The sequence below is a fragment of the Sphingobium lignivorans genome (genome assembly GCF_014203955.1).
In the GTDB taxonomy this organism is placed as follows: Bacteria; Pseudomonadota; Alphaproteobacteria; order Sphingomonadales; family Sphingomonadaceae; genus Sphingobium; species Sphingobium lignivorans.
This window is the reverse complement of sequence record NZ_JACHKA010000001.1, coordinates 178165-194194: the sequence shown is the minus strand read 5'-3', so window position 1 is coordinate 194194 and position 16030 is coordinate 178165. Positions and strand designations below refer to the sequence as shown.

Below are 16030 nucleotides of genomic sequence, written 5' to 3'. Positions count from 1 at the left end.
ATGCGGCCCTCGTTCCGTCGGGACCGCATTTCCTGAGCGCCGAGCGGCTCAGGCCGCCAGCGGAACAAGCACCCGGGGACTGGCCACGGTGCCTGCGGAAGTCATCATGAGGCGCGCCTGCTCGGTCGCGCTGCGCGTATCGCCTGCCAGTTTCTTCACCTCATTGGCCACGATCGCGAAACCAACGCCCGCTTCCCCCGCCCGTGATGCTTCAATGGCAGCATTCACCGCGAGCATCTTGGTCTGGGAGGCAATCCTGTCGATCGCGGTCACGATCCCGCCGATCCGGTCCATCGCGCTCTCCAGCTCGGCCTTCCGGTCCGCAAGCTCCGCCTGATAGCGTTCGGCCGCCCGGAGACTGGCCTTCACTTCCTCCTCAAGCTCGACTTGCCGGCTGATGTCGCTGGCGATCTTGAAGATGCGCGCGACCTTCCCGGCGCCGTCCAGAATGGGATTATAGGTCGCCTGAATCCAGCGGATGCGGCCGCCTCTCGCGCGACGCTGGAAGCGACCGGACAGATAGTCGCCCCGTCCCAGCCGGCGCCAGAACTCCCGATAGGCGTCCGTCGCGATTTCCTCGGGACTGCACAGCAGACGATGATGCTCGCCCATGAGCGTGGCGCGATCATAATCGAAGATCGTCAGGAAGTTCTGGTTCACATCGAGGATGAAACCGTCGGTCGAGAATTCGACGATCGCCTGCGAGCGATCCAGTGCCGCCCAGACGGCCTCGGCCCGCCCGGCGATTTCGTCATCATGCACCATTGTAGCTGGAGGCTCCCAAACGAGTCCCACGGGCGATAGGGTTAATTCCGTAAAGAAAAGGTAGCGCGGGACGCTCGTCCGGGCATTTGTGCGACGAGCCGTGGAGCGGGCCGTCTTGACCCATGGCGGGAGAGGCAAACCGCCCCCTCCCACCATGAAATTCACCTTCGGCCGGCGGTCGCCTGTGATCGATTCCCCAGATGGGTAGCCAGAGCGCCAAGATCAGCGCCGCTGGGCTCCTGAAAGACCGTCAGCCCGAATTCGCCCATCACCGCGAGCAGATGGTCGAAAATGTCGGACTGTATGTCCTCATAGACGGCCCAGGCGGTCGTGCCGGTGAAGCAGTATATTTCCAGCGGCAGGCCCTGTGCCGTCGGCTGGAGCTGGCGGACCAGCAGCGTCATGTCGTTTGTGATGCCGGGATGCGCGCGCAGATAGGCGAAGACATAGGCCCGGAACGTGCCGATATTGGTGATCCGCCGGCTGTTGACGGGATCCCGGCCCTCCTTCACCACGCGCGTGGCATTCCATGCGTCGATCTCGGCCTGCTTGCGGTCGAGATAATCATCAATGAGCGCGAAGCGGCGCAGATGCTTTTCCTCCTCGTGCGTGAGGAAGCGCACGCTCGTCTGGTCGACCAGCAGCGCGCGCTTGATCCGCCGGCCACCTGATTCGGACATGCCCCGCCAGTTCTTGAAGCTCTGCTCGATGAGCTTGTGCGTGGGAATGGTGGTGATCGTCTTGTCCCAATTCTGCACCTTCACCGTATGGAGAGCGATGTCGATCACGTCGCCGTCGGCATTGAGCTGGGGCATCTCGATCCAGTCGCCCACGCGCAGCATGTCGTTGGAGGTGAGCTGCACCGAAGCGACGAGCGAGAGGATGGTGTCCTTGAACACCAGCATCAGCACCGCCGCCATCGCGCCCAGTCCCGAGAGCAGCAGCAGGGGCGATTGCTCCATGAGCACCGCGATCATCAGGATCGCCGCTGCCGCGAACAGCACGATCTTGAGGACCTGGATATAGCCCTTGATCGGCCGGCTCGCCGCATCGGGCCGGCGCTGGTAGAGCTCGTTCGCGAAGGTGAGCGCGGTGCTCAGCGCCAGCACGATCGTGAGGATGATGAACGCGCTGACGACATTGCGCGTCACCACGATCACCCCCTCGGAAAGATGCGGCACGGCCGCGATGCCGCGCGAAATGATGACGGCGGGCACGATGTTGGCCAGCCGCGCAACCGCATTGACCGGGGTCGGTCCGTCATGCGGCAGCACCCGCATCACGAGCTGGAGGATGACTTTCTTGACGAGGAAGTTGCCGAGCCACGAGGCCGCGGCGAGGAGGGCAAGGCCGATCAGCGTCTCTGTCCAGAGAGGAACGTCGCCGAGCCAGGGAAAAGCAGCGGTGGACATGGTGAAATCGATCATGGGCATGATTTGGCCGACCTGCCGCGAGGCCGGCGAATACTCCTGAAGGGGATGGGGAGGGTCGGACCCTGCCCTGTGGGGTCCGCCATGTCAAACCCGGTCCGGCCGCGCGGTCCGGCCATGGTCCGGGCGAGAACAGGTAACATCCTGCCCGCATTTCATTGGCCCTTGGCGCCGCCGCCTCTATATCGGTCCCATGGCATCACCCCAAAAGCCCCGCCCCGCCGGTTTCCCTTCCCGCCAGCAGATCCTGGATTTCATCGCCTCATCGGACCAGCCGGCCGGCAAGCGGGAAATCGCGCGCGCCTTTGGCCTTAAGGGCAGCGAAAAGATCGCGCTCAAGGCCTTGCTGAAGGACATGGCGGACGAGGGGCTGATCGATATCGGCCCGGCCCGCGCGTTCCACCAGATGGGCGGCGTGCCCAAGGTAACGGTCCTGCGCGTCATCGACACGGAAGGCGCGCAGGTCATCGCGGTGCCGGAGCGCTGGGAAGCGGAGGGGCACCCAATCCCGAAGCTGCGCGTCATCGAACGCGGCAAGCGCGGGGCTCTGGGCGTGGGGGATCGCATCCTCGCGCGCACCGAGCAGGCGGGCCATGGCTGGGTCGCCCATCCGATGAAGAAGCTTGCCGGTGCGGCCGAGCAGATGCTCGGCGTGGTGGCGAAGGACGAGCGCGGCAAGCTGGTCCTGCGCCCCGTCGACAAGCGCATCCGCCGCGAGACGCCGATCAGCGAGCATGGCGAGGCCGTGCCGGGGGATCTCGTCCTTGCCGAGAAGACCGGACGGCCGCCACGCATCACCGCGCGCGTGACGGACGTGCTGGGCGACCCCTTTCAGCCGCGGGCCTTCAGCCTCATCGCCATTCACAAATATGGCATTCCCGACGCCTTCCCGGAGGAAGCCGAAGAGGAAGCGGCGAAGGTCCATGACCTGCCGCTCCATGCCGAGGCGCGCGAAGACCTGCGCGCGCTGCCGATCGTCGCCATCGATCCGGTGGACGCACGCGATTTCGACGATGCCGTCTGGGCCACGCCGGACGATGATCCCGCCAATGAGGGCGGCTACAAGGCTATCGTCGCCATCGCGGACGTCTCTTATTATGTGCGGCCGGGCTCGCAGCTTGATCGGCAGGCGCGCAAGCGCGGCAACAGCGTCTACTTCCCCGATCGGGTCGTGCCCATGCTGCCGCATGCCCTCTCGTCGGACATGTGCTCGCTGCGCGCCGAGCAGGATCGTGCGGCCATGGCCTGCCATCTGGTGATCGACCGTCACGGCAAGGTGCAATCCTGGCGCTTCACGCGCGCGCTCATTCGCGTGGCGGCGAACATTCCCTATGAGCAGGCGCAGGCCGCCATGGACAGGGCCGAAGGCAAGGACCGCCCGGATGCCCCCGCCGCATTCGCATGGAACGAGGGCCCGGAGGATCTCGTCGAGGTGGCGCTGAAGCCGCTCTGGGCCTGCTGGCGGCTGCTGGCGCGGGATCGCGATGCGCGCGGGCCGCTGGACCTCGATCTGCCGGAGCGGCGGGTGGTGCTCGATGAAGAGGGGCGGATCGTCAGCATCGCTGTGCGCGAGCGGCTCGATGCGCACCGGCTGATCGAGGATTACATGGTCACCGCCAATGTGGCCGCGGCCAAGGCCCTGGAAGCGAAAAAGGCTCCGGTCATGTATCGCGTCCACGAGCCGCCGACGCGCGAGAAGCTGGCTTCGCTCAAGGACTATCTCGACACGTTCGATATCCCCCTGACGCTGGGACAGGTCATCACCACCAAGACGTTCAACCGCATCATCGAGCGTATTCCCGACGATGCCGCGGCACGCCCGCAGATCATGGAGCAGATTCTGCGCAGCCAGACGCAGGCTTATTACGGCCCCCAGAGGCTCGGTCATTTCGGCCTCGCGCTGGGCAGCTATGCGCATTTCACCTCGCCCATCCGGCGCTATGCGGACCTTCTCGTCCATCGCGCGCTGGTCGGCGCGTATGGCCTTGAACTGCCGGCGCCCAAGGATCGCGCGATTGTCAGGGAAACCCGCCTCTCAGCCGAGGACGCGGCCGACCTCACACCCATCGGCGAGCGGATTAGCCAGTTTGAGCGCCGCGCCATGGAGGCCGAGCGCGAGACCGTGGACCGTTATGTCGCCGCGTTCCTCGCGAGCCATGTCGGCGAGATCATGGCCTGCCGCATTACGGGCGTGCAGAGCTTCGGTTTCTTCGCCACGGTGAAGGAGCTGGGCGGGGACGGTCTCGTCCCGGTCTCGACGCTCGGCCATGAGCGCTTCCGCTATGACGAAGTCCATCAGGCGCTGGAAGGCGAGGAAACGGGCGAGCGCTATGCACTTGGCGACCACATCGATCTGCGCCTCGTCGAGTCGGACCCGATCAACGGCGCGCTGCGGTTCGAGTTGCCGGAGGGTGCCAGCCATATGCCGACAGGCCGGGACCGGCGGAGTGGCCGCCCGCCCGGCGGGCCGCGCACCATCCGCCGGCAGGGGCGGCCCGCCAATATCCGCCATACGTCGGGCAAACGCGGTCCGGTCAAGCGGCGCTGACGAACGGCGCCTTGCCAGCCCGGGCGTTCAGAAAGCGTAGAAGACCGAAAACTGCAGGACGGGATAGATGCGGTAACCGTCCACGTCGTCGGAGAGCTTCACGCGCTCCTTGGCCAGTTCTTCCTGGAAGATCGGATTCGCGGCGAAACTGCCGTCCGCCGTCAGCTCCCGCACTTGCGGCCGGCCATGGAACATCACGCCGCCGTCGACGCCGAACTTGATCCCACGCGTGAGGCCGCCCGCATAGCCGATCGTCACCAGCGGCGCGACGTCGTCGGCATCGGCATGGCCCCGCAAGGTGCCGATCTGCTCCGGCGTGAAGCTAATGTCGCCCACGGTCACATTGCCCGTCGGCGCCGCAGTCACGTTCACCCGGTTGCGATCGACACGCACGCCGCCCGAGACGCGCAGGCCGCTCCCGGTCGGGTAGATGTCCACCATGGCGCCATAGGATTCGAGCTTCACCCGGCCGTCATAATCGATGTCGTCGACATCGAATTCATGGCTGAAATCGAGGAAGGCCGCGCTCGCGCGCACGCCCACGGTGCGATTGAAGCGGAGGCCAGCCTCGGGGCCGATGCCGAGCGTGCCGCCGGTGACGCCCAGCGAGAGGCGCGGCGGCGTATCCTGCGCGAAGACGGGCGCGGCCATCAGCAGCGCCGGCGCGACGATGGCGCCGACGCCCGCGAACGAAACGGTCATCATCGGTCCCCTTTTTCGGCAATGACGATATCGCTGCGCTAACGGGCCAGCCGCGCCTTGGTTCCGGATGGGGGCGGACCCGCCTTATGCGTGATGCCGGCCGAAATCCGGTGCGGCATCGTCCTGCCCCTGCTCGATGATCGAGCGGCGGACAGCGCGGGTCTTGGTGAAATGGTCGAACAGCATGTCGCCATCGCCCCAGCGGATCGCACGCTGGAGCTGCGTCAGATCCTCGGTGAAGCGCTGGAGCATTTCCAGCACGGCCTCCCTGTTGGCGAGGAACACGTCGCGCCACATGGTCGGATCGGAGGCGGCGATACGCGTGAAGTCGCGGAAGCCGCCGGCCGAGAACTTGATGACCTCGCTGCGTGTCACGTCCTCCAGATCACTGGCGGTTCCGACGATCGTATAGGCAATGAGGTGCGGCAAATGGCTGGTGACGGCAAGCACCAGGTCATGATGGGCAGCGTCCATCAGCTCGACATCGGCGCCCAGCCGCCGCCAGAAGGCCGCGACACGCTCCACCGCCAGCGGATCGGCGCCCTCGGGCGGGGTCAGGATGCACCAGCGGCCCTTGAACAAGGTTGCGAAACCAGCCTCCGGCCCGCTGTTCTCCGTGCCTGCCACCGGGTGAGCGGGAACGATGGCCCGCCCCGGCAGCGCCGCCTGCATCGCCGCCAGCACGCCCGCCTTGGACGAGCCCACATCGCTCACCACGGCATCCGCCGGGACGTCGGGCGCGATCTCCGCCGCCACCGCGCCGATCGCGCCGACGGGGACGCACAGGAGCACGAGATCAGCGTCGCTCACCGCCGCGCCCGCATGGTCCGTCATGTCGTCGCACAGGTCGAGGCGCCGCGCCGCGTCCCGCACCGCCGGATCCATGTCATGGCCGGTCACGCGCACCGTCGGCATGCTCGCGCGAATGCCCCGCGCCAGCGAGGAGCCGATCAGCCCCAGCCCGATGATGGCGACCCGCGTGAAGGGCATCATGCCTCCGCGCCGACGATCTTGCGCAGGGCGGCCACGAGGCCCGTCATCTGCTCGGCCGTGCCGATCGTGATGCGCAGGCCATGCGGCAGTTCCTGCCCCGGCAGCCAGCGCACAATATATCCCGCGTCCATCAGCCCCTTGTAGGCGGTCTCGGCGCTGGTCTCGCCTTCGAATAAAACGAGGCTGAAATTGGCGCGCGAGGGGACGGCGCGCAGCCCCTTGTTGCCAAGCGCGGCGATCTCCTTTTCGAACCAGTCGCGCCAGTGGCGGTTATGGGCGTAGCTGTGCGCCACGAAGGCCCTGTCCGCGAGAGCGGCGATGGCGGCGCGTTGCGCACCGATGCCGAAGGAGAATGGCGCGCGGATGCGATGCATCGCGGCGATAATCTCCGGGCTGGCATAGCCCCAGCCGATCCGCTCGGCGGCAAGCCCGAAGATCTTCGAGAAGGTGCGCGTCACCAGCACGTTGGACTGCGTGCGGGCGAGCTCCAGGCCACCGTCATCCTCATCCGGGCCGAGATATTCGGTATAGGCCTGATCGAGCACGAGCAGCACATGGCGCGGCAGACCGGCATGCAGCCGCGCAATGTCCTCCCGCGTGGAATAGCTGCCGGTCGGGTTGTTCGGGTTGGCGATGAAGACCAGCCGCGTGCGCTCGGTCACGCGAGCGAGAATGGCGTCCACATCCGTCGCATATTCCTTGTCGGGCGCCACGACGGGTGTCGCGCCCACGCGGCGAGTGGCGATCGGATAGACCGAGAAGCCGAAGCGCGAATAGATGATCTCGTCGCCCGGCCCGGCGAAGGCGCCGGCCGCCAGGTGAAGCACTTCGTCGGAGCCGGTGCCATAGATGATCCGCTCCGGCTCAATGCCGTAATGCGCGCCCAGAGCCTCGCGCAGCTCGGCGGCTGCTGCGTCGGGGTAGCGCTCAAGGCACTCGGCGGCGGAGATGAAGGCGTCCCGCGCGGCCTGCGACGTGCCGAAGGGATTTTCGTTGGACGACAGCTTGGCCACGGCCCGCCCATCATCGGTCTTCGATTTGCCGGGCACATAAGGCGCGATCGCCATGATCCAGTCCTTGGGGACGGGCGCCTGCGCCACGAGAATGCTGTCTGTCTCTGCCATGGCAGCGCCTTTAGCTCCGCGCGGCGCGATTGGCAAAGGCAGCGATCGGTGCCCGATCGGAAGCGGCGCGCCGGGGGCCGCCGGTCGTGGCGGGGGGCATGACGGCGCCTGCATGGCGGAGCCCCGATTGACAACGCCTGCGCATCGGCTCAAGCGCTCCGGTCATGACCGCGCACAGCGAGATCGCGACACAACCGGGCGACCAGCGTTATGGTTTGCGCCGTTCCGTGCGCCTGCCGGGCCCCCTGCTGCTCGACAGCGGCGCCGCGCTGAAGCCCGTCGACATTGCCTATGAGACCTATGGCACGCTGAACGCGGACCGGAGCAATGCCGTCCTGATCTGCCACGCTCTCACCGGGGACCAGTTCGTCGCCTCCGAGCACCCCGTCACGGGCAAGCCCGGCTGGTGGACCCGCGCGGTCGGCCCGGACAAGCCGATAGACCCCGCGCGCCACTTCATCATCTGCGCCAATGTGCTGGGAAGCTGCCTTGGCTCATCGGGGCCGGCCAGTGTCGATCCCGCCACGGGCACGCCTTATGCGATGCGCTTTCCCGTTATCACCATTGCCGACATGGTGCGCGCGCAGGCGATGCTGCTCGATCATCTGGGCGTGGCGCAACTGGCGGCGGTCGTCGGGGGATCGATGGGTGGCATGCAGGCGCTGGTGTGGCCCACGCTCTTTCCCGAGCGCGTCCGCGCATCCATCGTCATTGCCTCCACGGCCCGGCACAGTGCGCAGAACATCGCGTTTCACGAAGTGGGGCGGCAGGCGATCATGGCCGATCCGCGCTGGCGCGGCGGCGACTATTATGCGGACGGCAACGCGCCGACGGCCGGCCTGGCGGTGGCACGCATGGCCGCGCACATCACGTATCTGTCCGAGGCGGGGCTGACCGAGAAGTTCGGCCGCAAGCTGCAGGCCCGCGAAGCCAAGACCTTCGGTTTCGATGCCGATTTCCAGATCGAGAGCTATTTGCGGCATCAGGGCATCAGCTTCGTCGAGCGGTTCGATGCCAACAGCTATCTCTACATCACGCGCGCGACGGACTATTTCGATCTGGCAGAGGATCATGGCGGCAGCCTCGCCAGCGCTTTCGCGCGGACGAACGCGCGCTTCTGCATCATCAGCTTCGACACCGACTGGCTCTATCCCACGGCGGAATCGCGCAACATCGTCCACGCCCTGCATGCCGCCGGCCGCGCGGCGAGCTTCGTCGAGCTTTCAAGTCCCTTCGGCCATGACAGCTTCCTGCTGGAAGCGCCGGAGATGAATCGCGTGCTGGACGGCTTCCTGAGGGCGGGCGCGTGAACGAGGCGCAGGACGCAATCGAGTTGAGCGACGATCCCGCGCGGCTGGATCGCGCGCGCATCCATGGCTGGCTGGCCTCGAGCTACTGGTCGCCCGGCATCGCGCGCGCGCTCGTGGACCGGGCGATCGACGGATCGCATTGCCTCGGCGCCTATCGGGACGGCATCCAGATCGGCTTCGCGCGGATGATCACCGACCATGCGACGTTCGGCTGGCTGAGCGACGTGTGGATCGACGAGGCCGCGCGCGGGGCGGGGCTCGGGCGCCGGATGGTGCAGTGGTTTCTCGATCATCCCGATTTCCAGGGGATGCGCCGCATCGGCCTCACCACGCTCGATGCCCATGGCGTCTATGCCGCGCTCGGCTTCCGCGCGCTGAAGAAGCCGGATCGCTACATGGAGCGTCTCGACCCCGCGTTCGACGCCCTGCTCAATGGCGGCGGGGACGCCCCGGCATGAGCGAAGTCCTGCGCCCCGACCTGGCGCTGATCGCGCGCCATGTGACGCCCGGCGCGCGCGTGCTGGACGTGGGCTGCGGCGACGGCGCGCTGATGGCGGCGCTGCGCGACACGGCCGGGGCGGATGTGCGCGGGCTGGAGCTGGACCCCGCCAACGTGGCTGCCGCCGTGGCGCGCGGGCTTGCCGTGGTGCAGGGCGATGCCGATACTGATCTTCGCTATTATCCCGATCGCAGCTTCGATTTCGCGATCCTCAGCCAGACCCTGCAGACGACGCGCCGGCCGGACAAGGTGGTCGAGTCCCTGCTGCGCATTGGCAAGCAGGCGTTCGTGTCCTTCCCCAATTTCGCGCACTGGCGCGGGCGGCTCTCGCTGCTGTTCGGCGGCCGCATGCCCGTCACGCGGCTGCTGCCGGACCGCTGGTACGACACGCCCAACATCCACCATGTGACGATCGACGATTTCCGGGCGATGGTGCGCGAGCGCGGCTGGACCATCGACGGGCAATGGTTCCTCAACGACGGCCGGGAAACCGGCTCCGCCAATGCCAATCTGTTCGCCGAACATGCGGTCTTCCTGCTGAGGGGATGAATCGCCGCCGGCTTGCCGGCCGCCGCATCCATGCGATGAAAGCGCGCCGCGGGGCTGGCCAAGCACCGCCGGCCTGTGCATAGGCATCCGACCGACCACCATGAAGAGCAGGAGCCATGGCCACGCAGGCGAAGCCCTTTCCGATGCACGATCGCGAATTCGTGGCGCTCATGGCGTCGATCATGGCGCTCAATGCGCTGGCGATCGATGCGATGCTGCCCGCTTTCCCCGCGATCCGCGCATCGCTGGGCGTGGCCGATCCCAATTCGCTGCAGTATATGATCACGTCATATATGCTGGCGAATGCGGTGGGTTCGCTGGTCGCGGGGCCCATGTCCGATCGCTTCGGGCGCCGGCCCATGCTGCTGGTCAGCATCACATGCTCGGCGCTCGGCGGCCTCGCCAGCGCGGTCGCACCCACTTACGAAGCGCTGCTCACCATGCGGGCGATCCACGGCTTCTTCGCCGCCGGCCTCGGCGTGCTCGCCGTGTCCGTGATCCGCGACCGCTATGAAGGCGACCGCATGGCCCGCGTGATGAGCCTCATCATCATCATCTTCCTGCTGGTGCCGGTACTCGCGCCATCCATCGGCCAGCTCGTGTTGATCGTGGCGAGCTGGCGGGAGATTTTCCACGTGCTCGCGGTCAGCGCCGCGGGCGTGCTGGTCTGGGCCTGGTTCCGCCTGCCCGAGACGCTCGATCCGGATTATCGCCAGCCCATCGCGCCCACGGTCATCGCGCGGAACTGGCTGTCCGTCGTCACGGACCGGCAGGGCCTGGGCTACATGCTCGGCGCCGGCATCATGATGGGCGGGATGTTCGGCTTCCTCAACAGCGCCCAGCAGATCTTCTTCGACGTGTTCGATGCGGCGGACATCTTTCCGCTCGCCTTCGCCTGCGTCGCGGGATCGATGGCGATCGCCAACTTCTCCAACAGCCGGATCGTCGAGCGGTTCGGGGCCCGCCGCGTTTCGCATACGGCCCTGATCGCCTTCATCGTGCTGAGCCTGGCGCAGCTCGGGGCCAGCCAGCTGCATCCCGAGCCGATGCTGCTGTTCCTCGCCCTCATCGCTCTCAACATGGGCATGGTCGGCTTCACCGGTTCCAATTTCGGCTCGATCGCGATGGAGCCCTTCGGCCATATCGCCGGAGCGGCCGCGAGCTTCCAGAGCTTCGCGCGCATGGCCGTGGCGACGCTCATCGGCGCGCTCACCGGCCAGCGGTTCGACGGGACGACCCAGCCGCTGGCGGAGGGCTTCTTCCTCACCGGCCTGATCGGCCTGGGCTTCATCCTGTGGGCCGAGCACGGCAAGCTGTTCACCCGCCCGCGCCGGGCCATGCTGCGACCCAAGCAGCCCAACATCTGAGGCCGGATTTGCGCCCCCGCCCCGCCACTGTTAGGTGATGGGAGCGAGCAAGGGAGCAATCGCCATGAATGCAACCGGCGCGGCGTCGGAAAGCGGTGAAAGTCGCCTGCAATACCGGATGCTTGGAGGCTTCCTGGCGGGGCTGGTGCTCGGTCTGATCGTCCACAGCTTCGCCGCCGGTGCGCCCTGGGTCGATGTCGTCATCGGCTATGTCACGCAGCCGCTCGGGCAGATCTTCCTGCGGCTGCTGTTCATGCTGGTCATACCGCTTCTGGTATCCGCGCTGATCGTGGGCGTCGCCGAAATGGGCGAGGCGAAGCGGCTCGGCTCCATCGGCCTGCGCACGTTGATCTACACCGTCATCGTCTCGGCCATCGCCGTGGCGATCAGCCTTCTCCTGGTGAATCTGCTGCGGCCCGGCGCGGGCGTGGATCCCGAGGTGGCGAACGGGCTGATCGCCGCCTCCTCCGAAGGCGCATCCTCGATCCTGAAGGGAGCGGGCGAAGCAAAGAGCGGCGTTGACGCGCTTCTCGCCATCGTTCCGACGAACTTCGTGGCCGCGATGAGCAGCAACGACATTCTGGCTGTCATGTTCTTCGCGCTCTTCTTCGGCATCGGCCTGCTACTGGTGGACGACAGCAAGACCGCGACACTCAAGGCCGCCTTCGACGGCGTGTTCGAAGTGTCGATGCGGCTCATCGGCCTCGTCATCCAGCTCGCGCCGATCGCGATCTTCTGCTTCATGTTCAATCTCGCCGCCCAGTTCGGCTGGGATCTCATCATCCGGCTCTCGGCCTATGTCTTCGTGGTGCTGCTGGCGCTCGGCCTGCAGATGTTCGGCGTCTTTCCGCTGATCCTCTCCACCATCGCCCGCAAGAGTCCCGTCGCCTTCTTCCGCGAGACACAGGAGGCCATGGTGATGGCCTTCGCCACCTCCTCCTCCAACGCGACCCTGCCCACCGCACTGCGCGTGGCGGAGGACAAGCTCAGACTGCCGCGCCCCATCGCCCGCTTCGTGCTCACCATCGGCGCGACCGCCAACCAGAACGGCACGGCGATGTTCGAGGGAGTCACGGTCCTCTTCCTCGCCCAGTTCTTCGGCATCGATCTCACGCTCGGGCAGCAGTTCGTGGTGATGCTGGTCTGCATCCTGGGCGGGATCGGGACGGCGGGCGTGCCCGCGGGCTCCCTGCCGGTGATCGCGCTCATCCTCGGCACCGTGGGCGTTCCGCCGGAAGGCATCGGCCTCGTCCTGGGCATCGATCGCTTCCTCGACATGTGTCGCACGACACTGAACGTGATCGGCGATCTGGTCGCCGCGCAGGTCATATCAAGCCTCAGCCGGGACCGGGTTCCCGATCCGGACATGGCCTGACGACGCCGGGATGACGCCAAATCTGCAGGCCATAGTCGACGAGATCGTCGCCGCCATGGCGGCCGAGACGGAGCGAGGCGCACCGGCCCGCTACATTCCCGGCCTTGCGGCCTTATCTACCGACCGGTTCGGCATGGCCGTCGTCACGGCCGATGGCGCGACCGCGATGGGCGGCGACGCGGAAATGCCCTTCTCCATCCAGTCCATCTCCAAGGTGTTCGCGCTCACCATGGCGCTCGGCAAGATCGGCGACCAGCTCTGGCGCCGGGTCGGCCGGGAGCCCTCGGGCAATGCCTTCAATTCGATTGTCCAGCTCGAGGCCGAGCACGGCATTCCGCGCAACCCCTTCATCAATGCCGGGGCGATCGTCGTCGCGGACGTCAATCTCTCCGGGCACATGCCGCGCGAGTCGATCGGTGAGCTGCTGCGCTTCGTGCGCTTCCTCGCGGATGACGAGACGATCGTGGTGGATGAGGCCATCGCGCGCGGGGAAGCCGAGACAGGCTATCGCAACATCGCCCTCGCCAATTACATGCGCGCCTTCGGCAATATCCATCATTCCGTCGAGCTGGTGCTGGGCTGCTACTTCCATCAGTGCGCCATCGCGATGAGTTGCCTCCAGCTCGCCATGGCGGGCCGCTTCCTGATGCTGGACGGCATGCAGCCCGGCGCCGGCCGCGTGATCTCCCCGCGGCGCGCGCGGCGCATCAATGCCCTCATGCTCACTTGCGGCCATTATGACGCCAGCGGAGACTTCGCCTTCCGCATCGGCATGCCCGGCAAATCCGGCGTCGGAGGGGGCATCCTCGCGGTGGTGCCGGGCAAGGCGAGCATCGCCGTCTGGTCGCCCGGACTGAACGCGAGTGGAAACTCCCAACTGGGCACGCTGGCGCTCGAAAGACTGGCCGAAGCGACTGGCTGGAGCATATTCAGGGCACGGGCCTGATCCCCGCCTCAACGATGCACGGGAACGTTTTGCCGCGTTCGGCGTTGGAGAGCCCGTGGAGGCAGAGTGGGAGAGATGCCATGACCATGTCCGATCGCGTGTCCGAAAACCGCAACGTCGAGGATCATGGTCAAATACCAGAACAACAATGGTCCTCCATCGGCCGGCGGCGCGTCGTCGGCTGGCTTGCGGGCGCGGGAACCTTCGCGCTGCTCACGGCGTGCGGCTCGGATTCGGACGGGGGTGGCGACACGGTCATTCCCCCGACACCGACGCCCTCGCCCACGCCGAGCCCCTCGCCGACCCCAAGCCCCACGCCCACCGCACCGCCGGTGACGTGCGAGGTCACGCCTGAGGAATCGAAAGGCGATTATCCGGCTGACGGCACCACGGCCAGCAACGGCATCACCAACAACATTCTCTCGCAGACGGGGGTTGTCCGCAGCGACATCCGCACCAGCTTCCTGGGCACTTCCACGACAACGGCCGCTGGCGTACGACTGTCGCTCACCATCACGCTTGCCAATGTCCGGACCCAGTGCGGCCCCCTCGCCAACTATGCGGTCTACATCTGGCATGCCGATGCGCAGGGCCGCTTCTCGCTCTATCAGCCGATCCCGACCGAATCCTATCTGCGCGGGGTCCAGCAGACCGGCGCGGATGGCAAGGTGACATTCACGACCATCGTGCCCGGCTGCATCGCGGGGCGCTATCCCCACATCTATGTCGAGATCTTCTCGAGCCTGGCCAATGCGACGATCGGCAGCAATGCCCGTTTCGTCACCCAGCTCATCCTGCCGGCGGCGATGTGCACGGCCGCCTATGCGGACACCGCCACCTATCCGGGTTCCGCGACCAATTTCGCCGGCGTCACCGTCGCCAACGATAATGTCTTCGGGAACAACACGACCGCTCAGAACAACGCGCGCACCCTCGTCGCCACCGGAAGTGCCTCGGCAGGCTATACGGCGGAGGTCACGATCGTCGTTGACGAGAATGTGCCGATCTAGGCCGTAGACTCATAAGCTCGGAGCCACAGCCGCATTGAAGCGAGTTGGACCATGGCGAGGAAGTTGCTTGCCAGCTTGTCATAACGGGTAGCGACGCGGCGGAAGTGCTTCAGCTTGGAGAAGAACCGCTCGATCAGGTTGCGCTCGCGATAGAGCCGCTTGCTGAAGCAGGGTTTCCTGAGCCGGATCGGGAGTCCTTGCGCATCGACGACCACGTGGATTTTGGTCGTGGCCCATCTCTGGAGCGACCGAGACAATGATCTCGATCCCCCTTTTTTGCCGTCGCGGCCTGTTGGTGAGCGCGAACAGGGGTACTGTCGATCATCTGGATGTCGCCATCGTGCGCGGCGGTGATGGCATCCATCATCCGATCCCAGACGCCCGCCGTTCGCCATCGCACGAAGCGGTTGTAGCAGGTCGTTCGCGGGCCATAGCGTTCGGGCAGATCGCGCTACGGTGCACCAGAGCGCAGCACCCAGAATATACCGTTGAGCACACGGCGATCATCGACGCGCGGCACGCCTCGCGGCTTGTTGGGCAGAAGCGGTTCGATCACGCGCCACTCGAAGTCGGTAAGATCATATCGGCTCATGCTGAGCCTGAATTAGAAGCCGATGAAAAATGAAAGCCGCGAAGAACCTTAGGCGCGTCTTCTCATGGTTGCAGACACCCACCTGACAATCGACAAAATCAGAGCGGTCGGGATCGCTCCTATGATCCATCCTATTGCAACCCATAAAGCCATAAAGACCAGCATCATTGCGGACATCCCGGCCTCTTCGGCAGACGTGACGCGCCAAGGCTGCATCAAAACTAGGCCGAGAAGGTAGGCCGCAAAGAAGGGTAGCCGGAAGATTGAAACGCGCCGCGACGTCACTTCAGCGAAAATCATCGAGGCAGAGGCCAGGATCGCGCTTAGGCCGATGACTAGGATGAAGGAAAAATCCATATTCCATCATATCACGGGGCGACCCGCATTCCATCGTTTATGAGTTCACGGCCTAGTTGCGTGGACACATCCGCGGACTTTGAGGGAGCCAGAAGCAGGCTTTTCAGCCCTTTTTGTTCGTCCTCCCGGACTTGATCCGGGATCCAGCTGCCTCGAGGATCACGGGTCGAGCCGGTTTGAGAAACCGGAAGAAGCGGGATCCCGGATCGAGTCCGGGAGGACGTCGTTCATGACGGGATAGAGCGCGCCGCCATGGCCTCGGCATTCGTCCCCGCAGCCACGGCTCGATCGACCAGTCCTGGCACACGCGGACGAGCTGGCGCGGGGAGTAGTTCCCCCCTTTCCCGAACCGTCTCGCTTTTCCCCTGTCCTACACCCCCTCCACCATGGCAGCCATGGTGAAACCTCCTCCTGAAAGCAGGGCAGGCAAGGCATGGCTCTTTCTCACTGGAAGCATTTTCAT

14 protein-coding genes and 1 pseudogene are annotated in these 16030 nt (G+C 65.8%); 8 read left to right on the top strand and 7 right to left on the bottom strand.

The genetic code is table 11. The annotated features are described in order from the left end of the window. Positions 1-48: 48 nt before the first annotated feature. A complete protein-coding gene (locus HNP60_RS20115) occupies positions 49-765 on the bottom strand; it encodes a methyl-accepting chemotaxis protein (protein WP_184149062.1) in 717 nt (238 codons plus the stop codon). Between the two features lie 161 nt (positions 766-926). Further along, the gene (locus HNP60_RS00895; protein WP_260394590.1) at positions 927-2192 is read right to left on the bottom strand and encodes a mechanosensitive ion channel family protein; all 1266 of its coding nucleotides are present in this window, start codon (positions 2190-2192) and stop codon (positions 927-929) included. Between the two features lie 196 nt (positions 2193-2388). Here HNP60_RS00895 and rnr point away from each other — a divergent pair, with 196 nt between their 5' ends. Next, positions 2389-4743: a ribonuclease R gene (gene rnr, locus HNP60_RS00890; RefSeq protein WP_184149056.1), complete on the top strand. Its 2355-nt coding sequence runs from the start codon at positions 2389-2391 to the stop codon at positions 4741-4743. Positions 4744-4770: 27 nt separating this feature from the next. Here the strand turns inward: rnr and HNP60_RS00885 are convergent, their stop codons facing one another. From HNP60_RS00885 to hisC, 3 genes are all read right to left on the bottom strand, one after another. After that, positions 4771-5448: a hypothetical protein gene (locus HNP60_RS00885; RefSeq protein WP_184149054.1), complete on the bottom strand. Its 678-nt coding sequence runs from the start codon at positions 5446-5448 to the stop codon at positions 4771-4773. An 81-nt stretch (positions 5449-5529) separates the two neighbouring features. After that, positions 5530-6438 carry a prephenate/arogenate dehydrogenase family protein gene (locus tag HNP60_RS00880; protein WP_184149051.1) on the bottom strand — a complete coding sequence of 303 codons (909 nt, stop codon included), beginning with the start codon at positions 6436-6438 and terminating at the stop codon, positions 5530-5532. Further along, positions 6435-7562, bottom strand: coding sequence for a histidinol-phosphate transaminase (gene hisC / locus HNP60_RS00875; RefSeq protein WP_184149048.1), 1128 nt, complete (start codon positions 7560-7562; stop codon positions 6435-6437). Before hisC ends, HNP60_RS00880 begins: the two co-directional genes overlap by 4 nt. Before the next feature lie 164 nt (positions 7563-7726). Between hisC and metX the strand changes: the two genes are divergently transcribed. The 7 genes from metX (at position 7727) to HNP60_RS00840 (ending at position 14618) form a co-directional block, all read left to right on the top strand. Beyond that, complete coding sequence (metX, locus tag HNP60_RS00870; RefSeq protein WP_184149045.1) at positions 7727-8872, top strand: homoserine O-acetyltransferase MetX; 1146 nt, start codon at positions 7727-7729, stop codon at positions 8870-8872. Next, a complete protein-coding gene (locus tag HNP60_RS00865) occupies positions 8869-9330 on the top strand; it encodes a GNAT family N-acetyltransferase (protein WP_184149041.1) in 462 nt (153 codons plus the stop codon). The genes metX and HNP60_RS00865 overlap by 4 nt, the downstream gene beginning before the upstream one ends. Then, positions 9327-9920, top strand: coding sequence for a methionine biosynthesis protein MetW (metW, locus tag HNP60_RS00860; RefSeq protein WP_184149037.1), 594 nt, complete (start codon positions 9327-9329; stop codon positions 9918-9920). The genes HNP60_RS00865 and metW overlap by 4 nt, the downstream gene beginning before the upstream one ends. Before the next feature lie 116 nt (positions 9921-10036). Beyond that, on the top strand, positions 10037-11287 hold the full coding sequence (locus tag HNP60_RS00855) for a multidrug effflux MFS transporter (protein WP_184051611.1): 1251 nt from the start codon (positions 10037-10039) through the stop codon (positions 11285-11287). A 64-nt stretch (positions 11288-11351) separates the two neighbouring features. Further along, positions 11352-12662, top strand: coding sequence for a dicarboxylate/amino acid:cation symporter (locus HNP60_RS00850; protein WP_184051613.1), 1311 nt, complete (start codon positions 11352-11354; stop codon positions 12660-12662). Between the two features lie 10 nt (positions 12663-12672). Continuing rightward, complete coding sequence (locus HNP60_RS00845) at positions 12673-13608, top strand: glutaminase (protein WP_184149034.1); 936 nt, start codon at positions 12673-12675, stop codon at positions 13606-13608. Positions 13609-13688: 80 nt separating this feature from the next. Beyond that, the gene (locus tag HNP60_RS00840; RefSeq protein ID WP_184149032.1) at positions 13689-14618 is read left to right on the top strand and encodes a dioxygenase family protein; all 930 of its coding nucleotides are present in this window, start codon (positions 13689-13691) and stop codon (positions 14616-14618) included. Here HNP60_RS00840 and HNP60_RS00835 read toward each other — a convergent pair. Both HNP60_RS00835 and HNP60_RS00830 read right to left on the bottom strand, forming a co-directional pair. After that, positions 14615-15210: pseudogene (locus HNP60_RS00835) on the bottom strand (IS5 family transposase). The gene HNP60_RS00840 and the pseudogene HNP60_RS00835 sit on opposite strands and share 4 nt — an antisense overlap. Positions 15211-15258: 48 nt before the next feature. Continuing rightward, entirely contained in the window at positions 15259-15567 is a 309-nt protein-coding gene (locus HNP60_RS00830) for a hypothetical protein (protein ID WP_184149029.1), read from the bottom strand. Between the last annotated feature and the right edge of the window lie 463 nt (positions 15568-16030).